The sequence below is a fragment of the Blautia hansenii genome, from assembly GCF_013304445.1.
Classification (GTDB): Bacteria; Bacillota; Clostridia; order Lachnospirales; family Lachnospiraceae; genus Blautia.
In genome coordinates this window covers 74,934-96,214 of record NZ_JAAITA010000007.1, presented here as the reverse complement: position 1 = coordinate 96,214, position 21,281 = coordinate 74,934, and the positions used below count along the sequence as shown (strand labels likewise).

14 protein-coding genes are annotated in these 21,281 nt (G+C 44.6%); 1 reads left to right on the top strand and 13 read right to left on the bottom strand.

The window, feature by feature from the left end; all coding sequences use genetic code 11:
* Positions 1-10: 10 nt before the first annotated feature.
* From G5A70_RS07570 to tig, 9 genes are all read right to left on the bottom strand, one after another.
* Positions 11-6,334, bottom strand: a complete 6,324-nt coding sequence (locus G5A70_RS07570; protein ID WP_173749054.1) for a carboxypeptidase-like regulatory domain-containing protein — start codon at positions 6,332-6,334, stop codon at positions 11-13.
* Positions 6,331-6,597 (bottom strand): hypothetical protein, encoded by a 267-nt coding sequence (locus tag G5A70_RS07565; protein ID WP_173749053.1) that lies wholly within the window; start codon positions 6,595-6,597, stop codon positions 6,331-6,333. The genes G5A70_RS07570 and G5A70_RS07565 overlap by 4 nt, the downstream gene beginning before the upstream one ends.
* Positions 6,598-6,730: 133 nt before the next feature.
* Positions 6,731-8,527 (bottom strand): serine/threonine protein kinase, encoded by a 1,797-nt coding sequence (locus tag G5A70_RS07560; protein ID WP_173749052.1) that lies wholly within the window; start codon positions 8,525-8,527, stop codon positions 6,731-6,733.
* Positions 8,528-8,537: 10 nt separating this feature from the next.
* Positions 8,538-9,305 carry a PP2C family protein-serine/threonine phosphatase gene (locus G5A70_RS07555; protein WP_173749051.1) on the bottom strand — a complete coding sequence of 256 codons (768 nt, stop codon included), beginning with the start codon at positions 9,303-9,305 and terminating at the stop codon, positions 8,538-8,540.
* A gap of 291 nt (positions 9,306-9,596) precedes the next feature.
* Positions 9,597-11,501, bottom strand: a complete 1,905-nt coding sequence (glgB, locus tag G5A70_RS07550) for a 1,4-alpha-glucan branching protein GlgB (RefSeq protein WP_173749050.1) — start codon at positions 11,499-11,501, stop codon at positions 9,597-9,599.
* A 28-nt stretch (positions 11,502-11,529) separates the two neighbouring features.
* Positions 11,530-12,894, bottom strand: coding sequence for an alpha-amylase family glycosyl hydrolase (locus tag G5A70_RS07545; protein ID WP_173749085.1), 1,365 nt, complete (start codon positions 12,892-12,894; stop codon positions 11,530-11,532).
* 13 nt (positions 12,895-12,907) lie between these two features.
* A complete protein-coding gene (locus G5A70_RS07540; RefSeq protein WP_173749049.1) occupies positions 12,908-13,489 on the bottom strand; it encodes a TetR/AcrR family transcriptional regulator in 582 nt (193 codons plus the stop codon).
* 142 nt (positions 13,490-13,631) lie between these two features.
* Entirely contained in the window at positions 13,632-15,734 is a 2,103-nt protein-coding gene (locus tag G5A70_RS07535) for a penicillin-binding transpeptidase domain-containing protein (RefSeq protein WP_173749048.1), read from the bottom strand.
* 3 nt (positions 15,735-15,737) lie between these two features.
* Positions 15,738-16,883 carry a trigger factor gene (tig, locus tag G5A70_RS07530; RefSeq protein WP_173749047.1) on the bottom strand — a complete coding sequence of 382 codons (1,146 nt, stop codon included), beginning with the start codon at positions 16,881-16,883 and terminating at the stop codon, positions 15,738-15,740.
* A gap of 159 nt (positions 16,884-17,042) precedes the next feature.
* Between tig and G5A70_RS07525 the strand changes: the two genes are divergently transcribed.
* The gene (locus G5A70_RS07525) at positions 17,043-17,501 is read left to right on the top strand and encodes a hypothetical protein (RefSeq protein ID WP_173749046.1); all 459 of its coding nucleotides are present in this window, start codon (positions 17,043-17,045) and stop codon (positions 17,499-17,501) included.
* A gap of 56 nt (positions 17,502-17,557) precedes the next feature.
* Here the strand turns inward: G5A70_RS07525 and G5A70_RS07520 are convergent, their stop codons facing one another.
* From G5A70_RS07520 to G5A70_RS07505, 4 genes are all read right to left on the bottom strand, one after another.
* Complete coding sequence (locus G5A70_RS07520; protein ID WP_173749045.1) at positions 17,558-18,010, bottom strand: DUF1934 domain-containing protein; 453 nt, start codon at positions 18,008-18,010, stop codon at positions 17,558-17,560.
* A 2-nt stretch (positions 18,011-18,012) separates the two neighbouring features.
* Positions 18,013-18,834, bottom strand: coding sequence for a glutamate racemase (murI, locus tag G5A70_RS07515; protein WP_173749044.1), 822 nt, complete (start codon positions 18,832-18,834; stop codon positions 18,013-18,015).
* A 63-nt stretch (positions 18,835-18,897) separates the two neighbouring features.
* A complete protein-coding gene (gene spoIIR / locus G5A70_RS07510) occupies positions 18,898-19,596 on the bottom strand; it encodes a stage II sporulation protein R (protein ID WP_173749043.1) in 699 nt (232 codons plus the stop codon).
* A gap of 26 nt (positions 19,597-19,622) precedes the next feature.
* Complete coding sequence (locus G5A70_RS07505) at positions 19,623-21,281, bottom strand: GerAB/ArcD/ProY family transporter (protein WP_173749042.1); 1,659 nt, start codon at positions 21,279-21,281, stop codon at positions 19,623-19,625.

Here is a 21,281-nt window from a genome sequence, read left to right as displayed (position 1 = left end):
GGAGACTGCTTCATGCGGTCTCTTTTTTCTTTCTCCTTGCAAGAAATCCAATGACACCTGCTATCATTACTACAGTTGCAATAGAACCGTAGAACAGCGGTTTGTTCATATAATACTGAATCAGCAGGTTTGGAGTCACCAAAATTTTCATAACTACCGACTGTGCCTTGTCCTTTTCTTTGGTTTCTCCCAGCTGGTTGCCTGCTTCGTCTTCCGAGGTAATTTCAATCTCCTGCCAGCTGTTTGCGCTGGGAACAGTGGTTTTGATAATACCGTTTACCTCTCTTAATTCATCTGCGCTATATACAGTTCTCTCGCCGTCAATGCAGACATTAACTCTGGCAAGAGCCAGATTATCTTTGACATCTGCTGTCATATGCTTCTCTGCCTGGCGGTACTGCCCGCCATCTTCCACGCCGGATACCACAACCGTAGGTGCCGTCTTATCTACCGTAAATTCGATTGGAAGATTTTTATTGCTCTTCTTCACACTGGTATTGTTCATAGTATTGTTGGCCCGGTCACGGGTATTGAAGATAACGTTGTAATTACCTTCCTGTGAAAAATTGGCTGCTGAAAGGATATAATGGTTTTCTTTCCATTGTGTATCGCTTCCGGTACTTTTTACGGTATAATCCTGATTTTCCTTCAAAATTGTCAGTTTCCCGTCCCTATCAACGGTAATCTTGCCGGACTCAATGGTGTCTATATTGTATTCCATTACACCAAGTTCCTGTTCTTTCCTAATGTAAGTGTGATTTTTTGTGCTGAGCCAGCCGCCTTTGTCTTCCCGGGTCGCATCATCTAAGACATAAACAGAGCCGTAGCGGTTGACAGAGAACAGCACTGATTTTTCGGTTTCATTTCCCGCCTTATCCACAGATTTCGCAGTGAGTGTATAGAGGTCATCCATCTTTTCTTCTCTTGCAAAATCGTTCATTTTAATACTCTGTCCGTTTTCAACGGCACTGACAACCTTTCCAATATCTACCTTGCCGTTATTAGCTCCTGTTACGGTGATTGTTACATTCCCGGCATCGTAGTTTGCATCTGTAGCCTTCACTCCCGGCGCAACTACATCGTTATTGGCCGATTTATCTTTGATATCTGTAATCTCAACCTCCGGTTTTGTTAAATCCACTGTAAAACAGTCCGGTGTGTAATCTGCTGCCTGATTTCCTGCCATATCCGTATAATCTATGTCAAAGGTATAATCGCCGTCGGCTGCATAGCGTACAGTTGCCGTATGTATATCTCCGCTGTCTGAAAAGCCGCTGATGGACGGCGGGGAAATTCCACATCCCTGTAATGCGGCTGTTACTGCTGTGCGGACATCTGCAGGATTAAAATTATGTTCTCGAACCGTCACAGTCGCAGTGCGGGTTTCCTTAAAGTATCTGCCATTTCTTGCACTGCTATTGTCATAGGAAACCGTAAGCACCGGATTGGTCTTATCAATGGTAAACGCATCTGTCTTTCCGTATTCTCCGCCGTTTCCTGCCAAATCCGTACAGCCAAGAGTAAAGGTATAATCACCATCGGCAGGGAAAGATACCTGGCAGGTGCTTGCAGCGCTGTCGGAAATCCCCATATCACTGCTGCTGCTCCAGCCGCTGATGTTTGCCTCTGTTCCATCTGTATTGGTAATATTGAATCTTACATTGTTTGCATCAAAGTTTCTGTCCGTGACCGTAACAGTCGCAGTTCTGGTATCTTTATAATATTTGCCGTTGGAGGGATTATTCAAATCCCATGCAACAGAAACCGTTGGATTCGTTACGTCAATTTTCAGTTCTGTAATATCACTGTTTCCCTTGTTGCCGGAGAAATCCTGTGCAAAAGCCTGTACCTTTACATCATTGCTGTTATACTCACTTGCAGGAACTGTAATCACCTGACTAAAGGTTTTGTTGCCCTGTATCCTGTTTCTGCTGTTGTCCAGAAGCTCAATTGTTTCACTGGTATTTACATTGCCTGCAGCGCTGACGGTATACCAGACTTTTTCCAGACCAGAATAAGTATCTCCCACTGTTGGGTCTTCTACGTCAATCTGAAGGGTCACGTCTTCATGAAAGATACCATTCTGCGACTGGCTCAGATTCGTAATGGCAACGACCGGACCCGGTTTAGTGCCGTCCGCAATCATACCATCGGAACTAAAGAACTGGTAGTTGCCTGCATAGTCCGTTACCTTAGTGTACACAATAAACTGCTCATCCGGATTTACGGAAAATCCTGCATAATCCGGTCTGTCTTCCGATGCAGAAGACCAGCCATTGTAAGCTTCCAGTTCGTCTCTGGTCATCTGGTCCTGTACCCTTGTGTACTGTACAGGAGCAACCGGGGACGTATGGTCTGCACCAGTTACCTCTGTATCTACCGCAGACGGACTGAAGAGACCAAAAGTAATTTTCTCCAGTAAGCTTTCCCAGAATCCCAAGCCTTTGATTTTCACAGTACCGGTCGGATTCGTCTTGTCTACGGTAAAGCAGCCCGGCCCATAGGAAACAGCATTTCCGGCAAGGTCTGTATAGACGATGCTGTGGATATAGTTGGCATCAGAACGAAAAACATACATACTGGTGTAAGTATCTACATTCTTGTTCCATACATCCAGGCTGTTCGTTTTCTCCAATGCTGTATAATCCGGTATTTCTTCGCCCTCACCTACTTTATCTGCCGTAACCTTTACCTCAATAGGCACGTCTTTATCTGCATAGGCAAAGTTATGTTCTTTGATTTCTACCTTGGCTGTCATTGGTTTTCCACTGTAGAAACGGCTTTGTTCACTTTCTGCCACGCCTGCTGTGCCATCCGCATTGCCATATGCAACACTAAGTTCCGGCGCAGTTTTATCAATAACAAAATACGTACTGTTGTCCTGTTCTTCCTCCCAATCACCCTTGTCTGCGCAGTGAACGTCAAAATCGTATTTGTTATCCCCATGAAAACGGATTCTCATTTCAATGATTCTGTCATCTGTATATTGGGCTGCATTCTGTCCTTCCTGAGAGTCTTTTACAGACTCAACGGTAATGCCCTCAATTGCCCCCATCGAAGAAAGCGTATACTGTGCAGACTTCTGTTCCCCTTCTCTTTGCAGGTCAAACCAAAGTTCTTTGATGCTATTTACATCTACATTTCTTTCTCTTACTGCTACAAGGACTGTCCTGTCCCGGTTATAATACGGAGCATAATCCTCTGTAGCTTTTGTTTCATATTTCACGGATACTTCCGGTTTCGTCATGTCAATTTTCAGATGCTGAAAGGCCTGATATTCATTCCCCGAGTTGTCCACGGCTGTTACACCCACCCATATGTCATTAGAGTTCCATTTTTTACTAATGGTGATATTTCTCTGAAGCACTTCATTTTGAAGTTCTTCCAGCGTATATTTCTTTCCTTTCTCTGCATTGTACAAAGAAACTCTTTCTGCTTTTTCCAGATTTTCTCTGCCTACAGCCACCTGATAGTAAATTTCCCTCAGACCTGAAACAGTTTTATCGGCCGGATGGTTATTATCCGTAACAGATACATGCAGTTTTACATCATCATTGTAAACTTCTCTGTAAACCTGTCCTCCCTCGTAATCTAACCCTAAGTCTACATAAGGCTCATTATTATCCAGAATAATTCCCAATGATGTATAAATTTTGCTGTTTTTTACATTATCATATGGTTTTACCAATACTACATAATGATTGGCAGCAAAGTCTTCTCCTGTGTCTTTTCTGTCAATGATAATCTCTGTAAGGTCGCCGGACGGATTCGCAGGCTGCCATACATATTCCCCACTGTCCTTTAAAGTTTCAATATACTGCAAAAGCCGGCTTTTCGTTATCTCCTCTTCCGTTAGATTGTCTGCATCGGAAACCTTGTCTGTACCATTTACCATGTCTTTTTTCAGAGGCAGCACCATGTAAGTCCACTCTTTTAATCCGGAAGTATCCGTTTCTGTTACCTTTACCTTCACCTTGTATTCTGTCTTTCCAAACAAACCAAAAGATATCTTATTTACAAAATCTCCCAACGGAGTTTCAGAACCTTCCGCCTCACTGATAAACACCTCTGGAATGGTATTATCCAGATATATGTGATAAGAAAACTCCTTTGAGTATACACCCTGCTGATTTTTAAACCGCAAGGTCAGAGAAATTTCCTCTGATTCCTCAACATCTGCTCTGTCAAATACATATCCTTCTCCAGTCAGTGACACAGACGGGCTGAGTGCTGTCTCTCCGACTTTCGTTAAAAGAACCTCGTCATACAATTTTTCTGTGCAAGTGTTCAGCTCTAATTTTCCTTTATCTGCCTTTACCCAGAGTTCTTTTTTGTCATTCATGTATATGGTCGGATTTTCCTTAAAATTTTCAAAATTGATGTAAGAAAAAATATCATTAATTTCTTCCTCTTTCACTGTCAAGGTACCTTTTTCAATACGAAAATCATAATTTTCAGCCTGAATCCCATCCATCTTCGCTGTATCTATAGACAATACTTTCTCATAAGTATCCGGCTTCGCTGTATTCCCATCGGCCTGTTCCTCGGTCAGTGCCGTCTCGCTGGAAGGATCCCGATATCCTTTTTCGATGATACCTTCTATCCCTTCCCCTGTTCCGGTCTGCACATCCACCCAATCATCGGAATGAAAGATATAATCCGGTCCGTTGCCGATTCCGTTATGATATGCATGTCCGAAAGACCTTTCCGCATCGCTGACCTTCACAGTAACAGGTCTTTTCAGTATAACAGCCTTTGCAGATATTTGAATTTCTTTATCTGCCAAAACATAGTTTCCATTATCATTCTGAAGTTTCAACTGATTTTGATTGAATGTTATTTGTGTTTCCCTTCCATCCGTCACATTTCCGTCAAATTCACCTGACAGGATCCCCTTAATATCCGCTGCAGCGGCTAAGTCTACGCTTACCGTATCTCCGCCAATTACTCCTAAGTCAAAATTCATGCGTTCTAATGTAATTATATCCTTGGTGTCTGCATTTACAAATACATCCTTATTATCATCGTAGATTTTAGAATAAACCATATAGGACTTTTCTTTATCCGTGTCAATATTCAATTCTTTCGGCTTAACTTCTACATATAAATACGGATATATTTTTTCTCCATCTGCAGTTCTTTTAAAGACAATATCACACTTCCCGGTATTCTTTGCTGTAATAGTGAATTCTGTATATCCGGCTTTGCCGGACTGCTCCTGTTTTACAATATTAACCTTATCAGAAACATTAGAAAAAACTTCATTTGCTGCGCTATTTTCTTCCGAAACCCAGATAGTCTTTTGCTCTCCATAGGTAAGTGTCAATGGCCTTTCTTTATGAGAAGTAATCTTGCCGGTTTCATCTTCGTACTCTAAGCCGCTGATTTCGTAATTGTAGCTTTCGGTTTTAGCTCCACTTTCTGCATAATATCCTGCATGTCCTTTATAAGCAGCTGTTATCAGGTATTCTCCTGAAAAATCAAAGTTCTTTTTTGCTAATTGCAACTGCGCTTTACCGTTTTCAAGAGGTTTTGTATAGGCCTCTTCAGCGATGTCATCCTTTACGCCCATTTGCTTAATTTTAAATTCCACATCTCCGCCTGTAGGTGTTGACTCCCCGGCAAGTGCTTTAACAGTCACATCAATATTTAATTTATTTTTAAAAATCCCTGCCTTATTGATTTCCATCTTTTCCATTTCTGTGCCGCATTCCCCGACTGTAATCTCTGTTTCCGTCATTGGTACGTCACCATAAACAGATGTGATTGTTGGTGTAATCGTTGTTTTTCCGGCTTTTACACCTGTTACAATTCCATTTTCAACCGTAGCCGTTGCCGCATCACCGGATTGCCATAAAACAGACTGAATTTCACCTTCTGACAAGTCACATCTATAAGATACCTCTGTCCTCTCTCCTACTACGATATCGCTATTTGCAATACCGACACTTCCGGCAGTTAAGCACAATACTGCGTCAGCGTTTGTGACTTCCGTACCACTTACCGTTACAGAACTCTCATATCTTTCAAAGCCATTTCTGCTTACAGTCAAATTGTATGTACCATTTGGCACCTCACGCACAGAATATGCACCGCTTTTATCTGTAACCTGGGGTGCAAAATCTCCCAACTGCACGGCTGCACCAGAAACAGCAGTGCCACCGGACAGAATCTGTCCGCTTACAGTATACGCCTCTGTCACTCCATTTTGTTCAGAAACCTTGCTACTGTACTCCTGTGCGGCGCTAATCCGCACCGGTTCTGCTATCATCCCGGCTGTCATTGCAAAAATCAGCGCCAAAGCCATCAGCCTTTCTCTTCGTTTTCCTTTCATGCTCTCTTAACTCCTTTTCCTTTATTCACTACGTCACTGCCTTCATCTGTATGAATAAGCAAAATACACTTTTGAATCCTGAACATACCAAAACGCTCATCCGTTTCCTGTATCTGCATTCCTGCCAGCGGCTCGGTAGGACAACCGGGCGGCTCTACGATTTCCTCTATCCTGGCCTTTCGCACACTTCCCGGTTTCCTGCTTTTTCCCAGATAACCGGAACAGCTTATGGTTTGGGCATTTCTTTCATGTACTTCCTGCACCGTTTTTTTCACCGAACGCCCAGTCCGGACATTGAAAATGTTTCTAATATCAAATTGAAAGAAAAATATGATACTCAGCGCAAAACAGAAAATACAGATAGCCAAACACACAGAAAACAAACCGTGAAACAGATTAATCTGCTGCTGTATCTTCTCCACCTCCCTGTTCTGCTGTGGCAATATTAGATGTGTTAAATGTAGCTTCCACGATTTCTCCGGCTGCCGCAATATGGTTCAGCAGTTCCTCTTTCATTTCCTGTTCATAATCCGCATTGGCCGCGCCCTTTACAATTTCCATATCCTTTAAAATTGCAACTGCTTTATTCAATTGGATTTCCATTTGTTTTCGGGTAACCCCTGCTTTCTCAAAATCTGTGGCTTTGGAAACAAGGCAGGCAGCCAGTTCTTTATAAGACAACAAAATATTCACATGGTTATCCCCGGAAGCGGTATCTGTTTCCAAAATTTTCACCAAATCCTTCCAGTAGTCAGCGTATGATACCATAGAATCTCCTGCCTGATTCTGCACACCCAGGCTGTCGTAATACTCTGCAATCTTGTAGAGATTCTGCGCTCTGGTAATATTCTTTTCATTTAATTTCTCCGTAGGTTCTGCTTCTGCAGCAATGCCCAGCCATTTCCGCGATGCCGCCTTATTTCCTGTGCCGTCATAGGAATAAAAATAGGCAATTCCCAAATCATAGGCAAGCTTACTATACGCAGCGCCGTTTTCCTTCAGATATTCCTCATTGCTCCGTCTTCTGTCTCCGGTAATACCCAGAGCTTTCCGAATCATCTGTTCTTCCGTATCAGAAAACACACAAACTGCCCGGCCGGAACTGCTGCCGCTCTCTTCATTCTTCTGCCAAAGGAAGAAATGCAAAAGTTCTTCATACGCCTTTCCTTCCATAGGGTTCAACGCAATAGCCCTCTGATAATATCCGATACATTCTTCCGGATTTGTAGTGGCCAGCGTTTCGGCTTCCTTTAAATATGCATCATAGGTATTTGCTGTCACATTCTTTTCTGCCAGATAAAATCCCATGGCTCCTGCTCCTGCCAGAACAGCCAGCGCAAACACACACCAAAAACTCCTCCATTTTAAAGTCTGTTTTCTTTTATATGCAGCATCCAGTTCCTTATAATGTTCCAGGGCATAAAGCAATTCCCCACAGGACTGATATCGGTCTTCCGGATTCTTCTGGGTACATTTCAAAATAATTTCTTCCAGGCCAGAGGACAAATCCTGATTCCAGTACCGTATGGGATACATTTCATATGGCGGCTCACCGGGATTGTGCCCGGTAAGCAGATGATAAAGCGTAGCGCCCAGACAGTATATGTCTGTGCGGGCATCTGTCTGCCCCTGTCCGCCGTACTGTTCCGGCGCCGCATAACCCTGCGTTCCCAGACAGGTGGTATCCGCCACACTGGTTTCCTTAAATTCCCTGGCTGTTCCGAAATCAATGAGCATAACCTTCCCATCCGGCTTCAACATAATATTCGAGGGCTTCATATCTCTGTAGATAACAGGCTGTATTCTGGAATGCAGGTAAGCCAGCACATCACAAAGCTGTTTTGCCCATTCAATAACGTCTTCCTGATTCTGAGCTCCGTATTCCTGAATCACACTTTCCAGATGGCGCCCTTCAATATAGTCCATAACAATCAGAAAGGTTCCGTCCCCGTCAATGACATCAATAATACTGGGGAGGTTTGGGTGATGCAGCTTTTTCAGCAGGTCTGTCTCTACCGTCAGCCCCTGCTTAACCACATCAAAGTTTTTCACCCCATCCTTACGAACCTCTTTAATGGCCCACTGCTTATTTGCCCGTTCATTCATGGCCAGATAAACGACACTCATGCCGCCCTGACCGATTTTATTCAGTATTTTGTATTTTCCATCTACTAATGAACCTATTTCAAGCATGGTCATCCCCCTAATATGCCCGAATCAAAACCACAGAAATGTTGTCATCTTCTCTTCTTGCTTTGTTTAATTCTGTGAAGTACACCGCTTTTTCTTTCATCTTCTCTTCTGTGGCCATGGACGCCGGATTTAGCCTTTCATAGAATTCCTCCGGATGAATCACACGGCGAAATCCATCTGAACACATCATGAACACGGAATTCCGCTCAAACTCACCCACATAAAAATCAGGCTCTATGACACTGCTCGCTCCCACACACTGCAGCAGCACATTTCTCTTCGGATGATTTCTGGCCTCTTCCAAAGTCATCCTCCCCAAATCCATTTCCCTCTGTACAAAAGTCTGGTCAACGGTCATCTGGGTAATTCCCTCCTTCAGATAATAGACTCTGGAATCTCCCACATTCATAATGTAATAAATGTTGTCCACAAGCAGCATGACTGCCACGGTTGTTCCCAAACTCACATTACAATTCAATCCATATTCGCTTATCTTCTGATTCTGTTCTAAAATCAGGCTTGTCCAACTGTTTCTTATGGCATCAGCTTCCATTCCCTTATAAAGAATCTCCGGAAATTCTTTGTGAAACCAACCGGAAAATGCCTTTACCAGGATAGCGCTGGCGACCTCCCCTTTTGCCAGGCCCCCCATACCGTCACAGACTGCGCCTAACAAGACCTGTCCATACTCTGTATCCGCTGTTTCCATTAACACAGAGTCCTGATTTGTACACTTTCCCACTCCCGCATCTGTGTGAACCGCTGTTAAATACTTCATTTTCACTCTCTTTTCTCTGTAGCACAAATCCATGTTTTCATAAAATAAATAAGGAATTTTTCAGACAGACCGTCTGATAAGAATCAATGCAAACTTGCAATAGAACTTGTTCTTTGTAATATCTAACGTAGCACACTCACAGATTTTTTTCAACTGGTAATTTTATCCAATTTATCTGGATTGCTAATTTTTTATAGGCTGTCGCACTAAGTGCATATCAAGAATCTTTATACATTCCTGATTGCTGTTTCGTGCGACAGCCTGTATTTTTCTCCAATTTTCCAAGGAAAATCAGAACTGGAATACAGCCACTCCATAAGCCGGCAGGGAATACGCAAAGGAAAATTCTCTTCCGTCACATTCCTTTTTCACAGCCCGATACACCACCTGTTCTTTATGGATATCTCCGCCAAACTCCGGTTCCTTGCTGTTTAGAATCAGCTTATACTGCTTTTTCTTCGGCACACCTACCCGGTAATCATCCCTTGCCACAGGGGTATAATTCAGCACGAACAACAGGTTATTTCTTCCTGTAGGAGACCAGCGGATAAAGCTGTAAATACTTCTTGAAGCGTCATCGGCATTTACCCATTCCAGTCCCTGTGGATTGTGGTCATTGGCATACAGCGCCGGATATTTTTTATACATGGTAAGAAGAGCCTTCACATAATTCTGAAGTTTCCGGTGACTTTCTTCCCCCAGCAGATACCAGTCTAACTCCCTGGCCTCACTCCATTCCTGATACTGGCCGAAGTCCTGTCCCATAAACAGCAGTTTTTTTCCCGGGTGGCCAATCATATAAGAATAGCCTGCTTTCAGGTTTTCAAACTTGTCCTGTCCCAGTCCCGGCATCTTGCTAATCATAGAGCATTTCAGATGTACCACCTCATCATGAGACAACACCAGCACATAATTTTCGCTGTAAGCATAGGACGTAGAAAAGGTCATCTTGTGATGATTATATTTGCGGAAATACGGGTCCAATTTCATGTATTCCAGGAAATCGTGCATCCAGCCCATGTTCCATTTCAGGCTGAATCCCAGGCCGCCGTCCTCCGGCTTTCCTGTCACCATAGGCCATGCCGTAGATTCCTCTGCAATCATGACGGTTCCCTTGTGTTTTCCCAGAACCACTGAATTTAAGTGCCGGAAAAATTCAATGGCCTCCAGATTCTTATTTTCCCCATACTGATTTGGCACCCACTGTCCGTTTTCTCTTCCATAGTCCAGATACAGCATAGAAGCCACTGCGTCTACCCGGAGTCCGTCAATATGGAATTCCTGAATCCAGAACAAGGCATTGGCAATGAGGAAATTCTTCACCTCATTTTTCCCATAGTCGAACACCTTGGTTCCCCAATCCGGGTGCTCTCCCTTTCTGGGGTCTGCGTATTCATAAGTCGGCATTCCGTCAAATTCTGCCAGTCCATGGGCATCTTTTGGGAAATGTGCCGGCACCCAGTCCAGAATGACACCGATTTTATGTTTATGCATATAATTCACGAAATAGCGGAAATCTTCCGGCGTTCCGTAACGGGAGGTAGGCGCATAATATCCAGTAACCTGGTATCCCCAGGAACCGTCAAAGGGGTGCTCTGCAATTCCCATAAGTTCTACATGGGTGTAGCCCATATCTTTCACATAATCGGCCAGTGCGTGAGCCAGTTCCCGGTAATTGTAAAAGCCCGGGTCCTCTTCCTGTCTGCCCGGGTGCTTTTTCCAGGAACCAGGATGCACTTCATAGATGGACATGGCGTCTTTTTGGGGGTCAAACTGCTGCCGTTTTTTCATCCATGCAGTGTCTCCCCATTTGAATCCCTCCAGATTCACAACTTTAGAGGCATTGCCCGGACGCATTTCCGAAAAATTACCGTAAGGGTCGGATTTGTATAAGAATTCACCTTTCTGCGTAGTAATGCAGTATTTATACATATCGCCTTCCCGCACCTTAGGAATAAACAGCTGATAAATTCCCATATCATTATCGCATTTCATCACATTTACTTCCGGATTCCAGCCGTTAAAATCTCCTACAACAGAGACAGTCTTTGCATGAGGCGCCCATACAGCAAAGAAAACACCCTCTTTCTTCCTCTGCGTACCCGGATGTGCCCCCAGCAGCTTATAAATTTCATAATGTGTTCCCTGACCGAACAAGTAGCGGTCCAGCTCTGTAATCTTCATGTTGTTTCCCATAAACGCTTCCCCTTTTCATACCTTTTCTCTAAATATTGATTCCCAACAGGATACTTCCCGCTGGCTTTATCCTAAGCTGTACTCTTCCGTTCTCCACTGGAACCTTCTCTTTTGTCTCTAAATTTATGTAAACCTTATCCGCAAATGGAACCGGAATACTGACTTCTGTTTCCTGCTCATCATTATTCACAGCAACCAGAAGTGCCTGGTTGTCTGTAAACCTGGCAAACGCATACTGCCGGTTGGTCAGCAGCAATTCTCGGTATCTGCCGTAGGCCAGACACTCCCGATACGTTTTGTGCATCTCACCCAGCCATTTGAACCAATGCATAATAGGGGAATCTTTCTGCCCCTCCAGAACTTTTTCAATCTCTGCCGCAGGCCGCAAGGGATTGTCATTGCCGCCCTCTTTACGCCCCTCAATCCCCCACTCCGAGCCGTAATAAACAGACGGAATTCCCGGAAGGGTAAACAGCAGGGTATAAATGGGATAAATATGTTCTTTTACGTTTATCTTACTGATGATTCGGTCTACATCGTGGTTATCCACAAAAGAATACAATTTCATCCCCTTATAAATGCCCCCGTTTTCGTCAAATTCCCGCCGGATGGTGTGGGCAATTTCAAAGTAATTGTGGTCATTGTGTCCGGAATAAAGGCCCTTGTGCAATTCGTAATTGGTAACACTGTGGAGCATACTCTGTCCGTCCCGGATATAACGGCTGTAATCTCCGTGAATCACCTCGCCCATAAGCCAGAAATCCCCTTTCTTTGCCTGCGTTCTTCTCCGCATTTCTTCCATAAAAGAGAACTCCAGACAGTCTGCACAATCCAGACGAATACCGTCAATGTCAAACGTATCGATCCAGAAATCAATGACTCCCAACAGGTATTCCCGCACAGCCGGTTCCCATAGATTCAAGTTCACCAGTTCAAAACAGTTTCTCCAGGCTTCATAGCCAAAACCGTCATTATAAGGGCTGTTCCATCCAAAGTTTACACCCTTATACCAGCTGCAGTAAGGGGAATTTTCTCTGTTTTTCTGTATATCCTGAAAAGCAAAGAATTCTCTTCCCGTGTGATTGAACACGCCGTCTACAACAACCTTGATTCCGGCCTCATGGGCTTTCTTTACAAAGCGTTTGAAATCCTCATTGTCCCCCAGTCTGCGGTCCACTGTTTTGTAATCTCTGGTATCATAGCCATGGGTACTGGACTCAAACAGCGGTCCTATATAAATAGCTGTACATCCCATATCTGCCACATGGGGAATCCATTTGTCCAGTTCTTCAAACCGGTGCACCACCCCTTCTTCTCTGTTTTCTCTCGGTGCACCTGTCATCCCGATTGGATACATATGATAAAACACCGCATCTTCATACCATGCCATAATAACTCCCTCCTGCCTATGAATAAATTCCGTATAAGAACTGGCGCACAATCTCATAAGTGGTTTCGTTGGATATTTCAAACTTTTCCTCTTCTGAAAGTCCATAACTTACAGTCATAATATGGTGATTCAAAATTCCTGTAAAGCCCACCGCAAACAGCCGCTGCCTTCCCCGCATATTTCCCAGCTGGGAAGATGCATTTTCAAAAATGCCGACAATAATTTTATAATAGCTTTCAATAAAAGGAGAAACAGCCTGAAAGGCCTCGTTCTCTCTTCCCGAATAAAACAGCGACAGCATAAACAGGTAAAATTTCTCATGTGCAGCCGCAAAGTCAAAAAAGACTCTCGCCACCTGATATAAGACCTCCGGCAGTCCCGCCTTTGTCCTGGACGCTTCCAGCACACCGGCCTCTAATATCTGGTAGCCGGTTTCCAACAGACTTTTCAACAGTCCCAGCTTACTTCCGAAATAATAGTAGAGGGTCGGTTTGGTAACGCCTGCCCGCTCTACAATCTCCTGTACTCCCACAGCGTCATAGCCCCTGGCATGAAATAAATCCAGAGCTGCATTCAGGATTTCCGCCCTGTTGTCCATAATGGTCACCACCTTTGTACTCCGTATTCTTAAAGCCTCTGCCTTTATTATACCAATCGGTATAATAGAAATCAACTGTTCATTTTAAAAGGCCGGGATTTCTCCCGGCCTCATATAACTGCTTCTTTCATTTACTTGCTTTCTATTCTGCCAGAACCTGGTTCCAGACCTCCACGTCTTTGTTTACCACATAGCCGCTGCCGCCTCTGCCTTTCACGTCTTCTACCATGTTCAGCATCAGCACAGTTTGACCGTCCAGACCTTCTGTGTTATACACAGCGAACCAGCCCAGTTCTGTTCCGTCTTTATCCTCCTGGGATTCCTTGATTTCTGCAGTTCCTGTTTTTCCTGCAAGAGCCACGCCTGCCACCTGTGCAGCGCTGTGTCCGGTTCCCTCCGGATTGCTTACCACTTCTTTTAAGTCCTCATAAATAGTAGCCGCCGCTTCCGGTGTAAACGCATTTTCCACCCAGTAAGAAGGGTTCTTGCCTTCCTGGTATTCCAGATAAGGCGAAATCATATTTCCCTCATTAAAAAATGCCGAATAGATACAAGCCAGATGAAGGGGATTTACCAGCACCTGACCCTGTCCATAGCCGCTGTCCGCCAGCTGCACCTCTGTCTCAAAAGTATCCCCGTTGGAATACTGAGAGGATGTCATGCCGATATCGAAAGGAATATCCTGTCCGAATCCCAGTTTATCCAGCTGTTTTGCAAAGGTATCTGCCCCGATTTTCAGAGCCGCCTTGGCAAAATAAATATTATCCGAATAAATCAGTGCATTTTTCAGCACCGCGCCATTGTATTCGTGCAGGGTTGTCACCTTATAATTTCCCCAGCTTTCATCTTTCTGCCAGGATAATCCGCTGGCGCCGAAATCTTCCTCTGCCGTAAACGCCCCGGTGGTAAGTCCCACGGCTCCTGTCACCGGTTTAAAAGAGGAACCCGGCGCCCAGGTTTCCCTGACCCTGTTGTACATAGGTTTGTCCGGATTGTTGTTCAGTTCATCCCATTTCGTCTGAGAAATGCCCAGCACAAAATCCATGCTGTTAAAAGATGGCGTGGAAACCAATGCCAGCACCTCGCCGGACTTGGGATTCATAACCACGGAACAGCTTTTGTCCTCTTTGTATGCGTCATACAGCTTCTGCTGCCACTGAATGTCAATGGTCAGATGGATTTCCTCGCCATCTTCGGCCGGTTTCATAGCCAGAGCCGTCTTCTCATTCCCCTGAGAATCCAGAATGGAAATTTTGTACCCCTCTTTTGCTCTCAAACGGTCCTCATAGAGTTTTTCCAGACCGCTCTTGCCAACGACACTCTGTTCATCATAGCCTTTGTCTTTCATCTCTTCCAGTTCTTCTGCATTAATCTGCTGCACATACCCCAACAGATGGGACGTGCTTTCCCCGTAAGGATACACTCTGCTTTCCGCCTCTGTAATCAATACGCCCGGATACTCCAGCAGCTTATCCTGTATACTGGCGCCTGTGGCAATTCCTTCCGGACTGGTGTAAGGCTCGTCAAGCTGGGTTTGTGTCATTTCCTTTAACGGCACAAAGCTGTCTTCTTTCACCCAGGAAGCTGCAAGCTGCGTTTCTATATTTTCCTGCGTCGTGCCCAAAATAGCGGCAATTCCCTGGATATCTTCCTCTGCCTGCACATTCATTTTCCCCGGCACCAGACCAACTGACTGCACCGTTCCCTGTCCGGCCAGAAGTACGCCATTGCGGTCATAAATACTGCCCCGCTTTGCTTCCAGGGAAGTCACACTGACTTTATCCTCTTTTCCCAAATCCGGGAAAATCATGGAATCGTCCCATACAATACGCCATGTTCCCTTTTCTTTTTCAAAAAAGGTATTTCCGTCATAAGTCACTTCCCCAGCCAGGGTTTCCATAGTAACGCGATAGGATAAAGGCTGGCTGGTGTCCTGTTCTTCTGCAATGTCCAGCGTAATATCTTTTGCCTCAATACCTTCGTAAATATTCTTGTTTCTGGTGATAAAATCCTCTTTGTGCACACTTTCCTGTGAAGCCGTATCCAGAAGGTCATACATTTTTTCGTATTCCTTCTTTTCAATCAGCCCCATATACTCTTCCAAAACTGCATCTCTTGTATCCGAAAAAACGTTTCTGTACAGAACAAGACCCGCCACAAGAGCCGCCAGTACGGCAACTCCCCCGATTTCCAGTATCAGCAGGTGTCTTTTCTTTCTGACCTTTGAACCCTTTTTCTTTGCCATAGATTACTCATCTCCTGTTTCTGCTTCCTTTACATTTACAGTAGCCGTTTCCATCAGAACATCACACGCACGATTCCAAAGTACACTTTCCTTAATTACACTCTGGTCAGAATAATAACTCTGCATGGTTTTGGCATCCGGAAAACCGCTGAGTTGTGCAAATTTTTCCACTTCTTCCTCATAGTCTTTTTCCGTCATTTCAATGCCTTCTGCATTGAGGATCCCCTGCACCACCAGATTCTGTTTCAGATAATTCTGTGCCTGCTCAGTCAGGGCTTTGTCCTCATCTTCCTCAGAAATACCCTGCTGTTTGATGTAATCGTCCAGACTGATGCCAACCTGGGCCTGATACATGGAATCCAACTGCTCTCTCACTTTCTCTTTTGTGTCCTTCAACAAATCTTCCGGATAGTCTTTAAACTCTGTGTCGTCCACAACAAGGGAGAACAAGTCGGATTTCACCTGACTTTCATAATCTGCATCTGCACTCTTCTGCATCAGTTCCTTCTGGGCTGCCTTATATTCTTCCACAGTCTTATAATCCGTGTTTGCCGCCACCCATTCGTCGATCAGTTCCGGGGCCTGGGAAATTTTATTGATTTTTACCTTAAACTGTACGGCTTTTCCCTGCATTTCCTCGTTTTGATAATCCTCTGGGAAAGTCAAATCCAGAGTAACTTCTTCGCCCTTTTTGTGTCCGATAAGCCCGTCCTCAAAACCGCTGATAAAAGAGCCGGAACCAATCAGCAAGTCGTCTCCGGTTGCAGAACCGCCTTCAAACTCTTCGCCGTCCATATAGCCGGTATAGTCGATATTTACCGTGTCTTCCTTCTGTACAGCTCTGTCCTCCGTAACTTCCACCTGTTCATACTGGTTCAGCAGCATATAATGAATGCTGGAATCCACATCTTCGTCCGAGATTTCTGTCTTGGGCCTCTCCTCCACGGTCAGATTCTTGTATTCTCCTAATGTGATATAGTCTTCCAGATTTTCCACATCTACAGCCACTACTTTTCCGTCGTCATTTGTCAGAACAAATTCTTCTGCTGTCTCTTCTTTCTTGTCTGTATCGGCTTTTTTGTCTCCACAACCGGCTGCCATTCCCAGAATACCAAGGGTAAGCAGAAGGATTACCATTTTTTTCTTCATATTTATATTTTCCTCTCTGTTCTGTTTCTCTCTACAAAAGCAATTATGCCACAAAGTCCCTGCGTGCGTCAACTTTTCAGTTGCCTTTTCCCTGAAAGAATGATAGAATAACTAAAGTGTGAATTTATTGAAATAGAAACAGTAGGAGGGTCAACGCAAATGGCTGGAACAATATTGCTGATTATTTTAATCATTTTAGTCATTGGGCTTGTTGTTCTATATTTTCTGGGAAAGAAAGCACAGAAGAAACAGGAAGCACAGCAGGAACAGATGGAGGCGGCAAAGCAGACAATCTCTATGCTGATTATCGACAAAAAGCGGCTGCCTATTAAACAATCCGGTCTTCCGCAGATGGTCATTGACCAGACGCCGAAGCTGATGAGACGTTCCAAATTGCCGATTGTAAAGGCGAAAATCGGACCAAAGATTATGACTTTAGTTGCAGACGAGTCTATTTATGATTTAATTCCTGTAAAGAAAGAAGTCAAGGCAGATGTAAGCGGTATTTACATCATTGGCGTCAGAGGTCTGCGCGGCGCACTGACACCGCCGGCTAAGAAAAAAGGCTGGTTCGCCCGCATGAAGGACAAAGCTGTGAATATGAGCAAAGGCAAATAATAAAAAATATCCCACCAAACCGGAGCAAACTTTCATCTGGTTTGGTGGGATATTTTTTAATTCCCGCAAAGCGAAAACTCTCCCGCGTCCTTTTGTCTCACATTCACACAAATCCGGCAGTCCGCCGCATGCTCTGCATTAATTTCCAATGCATAATCAATAGAAATATCCAGACTTTTTTCCTGTTCTTTCACATCAATCTTTGTGGCAGCAATGCCCATCTGCAGATTTCCGAAAGGTGTGGCATAATAGGTAAGGTTCTTCTTGTTTTCTTCAAAAATCATCTGCACATTGGTCAGTCCCTTTTTCTTAACCTCTACACTGTTGTCTGATACTTTTATACTGTTTCGCGTACTTTCCGTAAAGCCTTCTACTACTTCATCAAAGAAAATATAATGATGTCCGTTCTTGTAGTAATAATCTCCTCTGGATATCATTTCTACTTCTTCCGGTTCTCCTGCCTCTATGCTCTGCAGTCCCTTTACCGTAACCAACACATCTTTTGTCATGATTAATACTCCTCAATATTTATCTGCTTTGTCATTTTTACATCATAAGGCAGAATGGAATTGGCAAATTCCTGAAAATACGCTTCTTCATCGCTTACAAAGAAACGATAAGGAAATTCTTCCTCTGCCCGTCCTTCATTTTCCAGTCCCTTTTCCTCTAGAAGCCGTCCCAGTTCTCTGGCTGTTTCATATGCAGGATTTACCAGTGTTACCTTATCTCCTACCAGACCCCTTAACATGGAACGCAGAAGGGGATAATGGGTACAGCCCAAAATCAGGGTATCAATATCCTGCTCCAGCAAAGGCTTCAAATACCGTCTGGCTACCTCTATGGTCACGGAATCTTTCAGCCACCCCTCCTCTACCAGAGGCACAAACAGGGGACATGCCTGACCAATAACCTGAATCTGCGGATCTGTCTTCTGAATCATGGTACGATATAAATCGGACTTCACTGTTGCCCGGGTGCCGATAAGTCCGATTTTCTTATTTCTTGTGGTTTTCGCTGCTACTCTGGCTCCCGGCTCTACCACCCCCAGCATGGGAATATCTGTTTCCTGCTGAATAGTTTCCAGTGCCAATGCACTTGCGGTATTACACGCCACTACAATGGCTTTTACTTCCTGTGTCTTTAAAAAACGGACAATCTGTCTGGAATAGCGGATAACCGTCTCCCTGGACTTGCTGCCGTAAGGTACTCTTGCCGTATCTCCGAAATATACAATTCTTTCGTGGGGAAGATTTCGCATAATCTCCCTTGCCACTGTTAATCCGCCCACACCGGAGTCGAAAACACCAATGGGCGCATCTTTTCTCTGATTCATAGGATACCTCTTACCTGTCATTTTCTCGTTTAGTTTCCATTGTACCCTTTACAGAGACAGATTTCAAGATGAAAACCACCGAAATCCAATGCGCACCTTTTCTTTTTTCTCCGGGTCTTTTAAAATTTCCAGGAATTCTTCCTCTGTCAGCACGTCCTTCAGCTCTTCCTTCTTATCTTCTGTTACCACACCGTAAGTCTCATCAATAAAGCAAAGAGACGGATACAGAATACACCACCAGTTATGCCCCTGAGCCTTTCCAAGCCGCAGATTCAAAGCTTCATATTCTCCGGCAGGAAAGGTACAGTCCCCATAAGTTTTCTCCGGAAACCAGGTTTTCTCCACCACAGCCTGGGCCTCATAATCAAAGCCCTCACGGTTCATCACCTTCTCTGCTCTGTCTTCTATTTCCGGCAAATGGGTCAGAACTGCTTCTTTTGTCTTTTCCAGATTCGTCTCCTCCGGAAGCAATTCCTCCAGATATTCCGTAATTTCTGTTTTTACCTTTAATTTTACTTCCTGGTCTTCCTCCCGGTCGCTGTTGGCCACCACATGAAAGCGGAACACCTCTCCTGCAATGCCCTGCTGAATTTCCCGCTCCAACCGCTGGCGTATTTCTCTGTTTTCCCGTTTTAAGTGCACCAGGTAAATTCCCGTCAGAAACAACACACCCGCCAGACTAACCAACACTGCATTCAGCACGGCTTTCCGGTTTGCCAGTCTGTCTGTCCATCTATCTTTCCAGTCTTTTTTCCCGTCCATGTTCTATGTACCTCCCGGTTTTGATTTCACCAGGAGTATTGACGGATTTGCGGCCTTTTATTCACCACCTCTGCAATGGGGAGCCGGGGGAATTCCTCTTCTCTGTGCCATGCATTATACAAATCCTGTAAAGTAACTGCATCCTTTGGTTTTCCCTCCAGATTGTTTTCCAGAATTCCTGTAAGATATTCACCCACGGAATCTGTGTTCTGACTGTCCAGACTCATCAGCTCTTCCGGCTTGTCACAGGCAAAGACGTAAAGATTTCCCGCCACAGCCGGTTTTTCTTCCAAATACTGCAAAAATTCCTCCAACGCTTCCTTCTCCTGCAGAATCCCTTTCCCCAGAATCAGCACTTTCAAATGTCCCATGTCCAGATAGTTTTCCTGATTTTTATTAAAATTTTTCTCTGCTTCTTTTGGCTCTTTTCCCTTATAGGCAACTGCCTGTGCCTGACTGTCCTCTGTGGATTTCTTATCCTGCCCGGTTATCTGGGTAAGACCGGGAATTCCGTAAATAAGTTCATACTGTCCCTTTTGATAATCTGCACTTATGGCAAGGGGAAACACCCTGCTTTCCAGAGAGACACCACAGGCAGTCAGGGGCAAAAAGATAAGGGCCAGCAAGGCAGCCAGCGCTTTCTTCTTCCGGGCGGAACCTGCACCGAACAAAAGCAGGAGCAGAAACAGAGGGCCGTAAATTCCGGCTGTCACATTCCAAAAAAAGTCCGGAGAAACTTCTTCTTTCTGACATACCAGAGCGGCAAAAACAATGCCTCCTGCTGCAATCCATGCCGTCTTTTCCATTTTTACCCGTACCAGCAGTTCATGATTATAGAAAAATACACTGCCCAAAGCGAAAAGTACGCTGAACAGTACAGCTGCCAGCCAGAAAATATCCACTCTCTCCAGAAAGTCACCAGGTATACGGATACCGGACATAAAATCAATCACCGGATATTCCTTATGCTCATATCCCCCCAGTCCAAAACTGCCCTGCAAAAGCAGAAGTCCCAGTATCTGCAGGCCTGTAATTATCATGACTGCACTGCCCATAACCCGTCCGGTCTCCCCCGGTTTTTTCACATTTCCCAAAGCCACCGGCAAAAAAACAAAAGGCAGAAACAGACAGCACACCTCATACGTTCCTTTCAGCCAGCCTTTCAGACTCAAAGGTCCCATTTCTCTTAAATACTCCGGTTTCATGCGGAGAATTCCCAAAAGCAGCATCCCCACTAAAATGACCATAACAACGGGAAAACACACTTCTGCCATTCTCCCCCGCCTCTCCAGCCCCTGATGACTTCCCAGATACGCTGCAGCCCCGGCCAGTCCAATCACAACCCAGGGTACGCTCCCTTCTATAAGAAAACGATCCGTAATCCGGGCAATCAGAAGCAGAAGATACACCCCTGCAAACCACATCCAGGACAAATACAGAAGAATAAAAATACGACCTGCTGTTTTCCCCATATACTGCAGAGGGCTGCGAAAGACGGTCTTAAGACGGATAAAATAAATGCATAAAAACAAATACAGAACCATACCCCCAAGAAGGGAGAGCATTCCCTGTCTTCCCCTTAATTCCCCGCAAACCGGAACTGTCAGAAAATAAATTCCCGAAAGTCCTAAAAGAATCTGTCTGAAAAGCTGTCTGTGGGAAATCTGCGCATTGTCTGCAAACAT

Bases quoted from the DNA above. Each gene is read 5' to 3' on its own strand.
- G5A70_RS07505 (WP_173749042.1), bottom strand. From the start codon at position 21,281: ATGTTTGCAGACAATGCGCAGATTTCCCACAGACAGCTTTTCAGACAG.
- G5A70_RS07525 (WP_173749046.1), top strand. From the start codon at position 17,043: ATGGCTGGAACAATATTGCTGATTATTTTAATCATTTTAGTCATTGGG.
- murI (WP_173749044.1), bottom strand. From the start codon at position 18,834: ATGAATCAGAGAAAAGATGCGCCCATTGGTGTTTTCGACTCCGGTGTG.
- G5A70_RS07570 (WP_173749054.1), bottom strand. From the start codon at position 6,334: ATGAAAGGAAAACGAAGAGAAAGGCTGATGGCTTTGGCGCTGATTTTT.
- G5A70_RS07560 (WP_173749052.1), bottom strand. From the start codon at position 8,527: ATGCTTGAAATAGGTTCATTAGTAGATGGAAAATACAAAATACTGAAT.
- G5A70_RS07540 (WP_173749049.1), bottom strand. From the start codon at position 13,489: ATGGACAACAGGGCGGAAATCCTGAATGCAGCTCTGGATTTATTTCAT.
- spoIIR (WP_173749043.1), bottom strand. From the start codon at position 19,596: ATGGACGGGAAAAAAGACTGGAAAGATAGATGGACAGACAGACTGGCA.
- G5A70_RS07535 (WP_173749048.1), bottom strand. From the start codon at position 15,734: ATGGCAAAGAAAAAGGGTTCAAAGGTCAGAAAGAAAAGACACCTGCTG.
- G5A70_RS07555 (WP_173749051.1), bottom strand. From the start codon at position 9,305: ATGAAGTATTTAACAGCGGTTCACACAGATGCGGGAGTGGGAAAGTGT.
- tig (WP_173749047.1), bottom strand. From the start codon at position 16,883: ATGAAGAAAAAAATGGTAATCCTTCTGCTTACCCTTGGTATTCTGGGA.
- glgB (WP_173749050.1), bottom strand. From the start codon at position 11,501: ATGGGAAACAACATGAAGATTACAGAGCTGGACCGCTACTTGTTCGGT.
- G5A70_RS07520 (WP_173749045.1), bottom strand. From the start codon at position 18,010: ATGACAAAAGATGTGTTGGTTACGGTAAAGGGACTGCAGAGCATAGAG.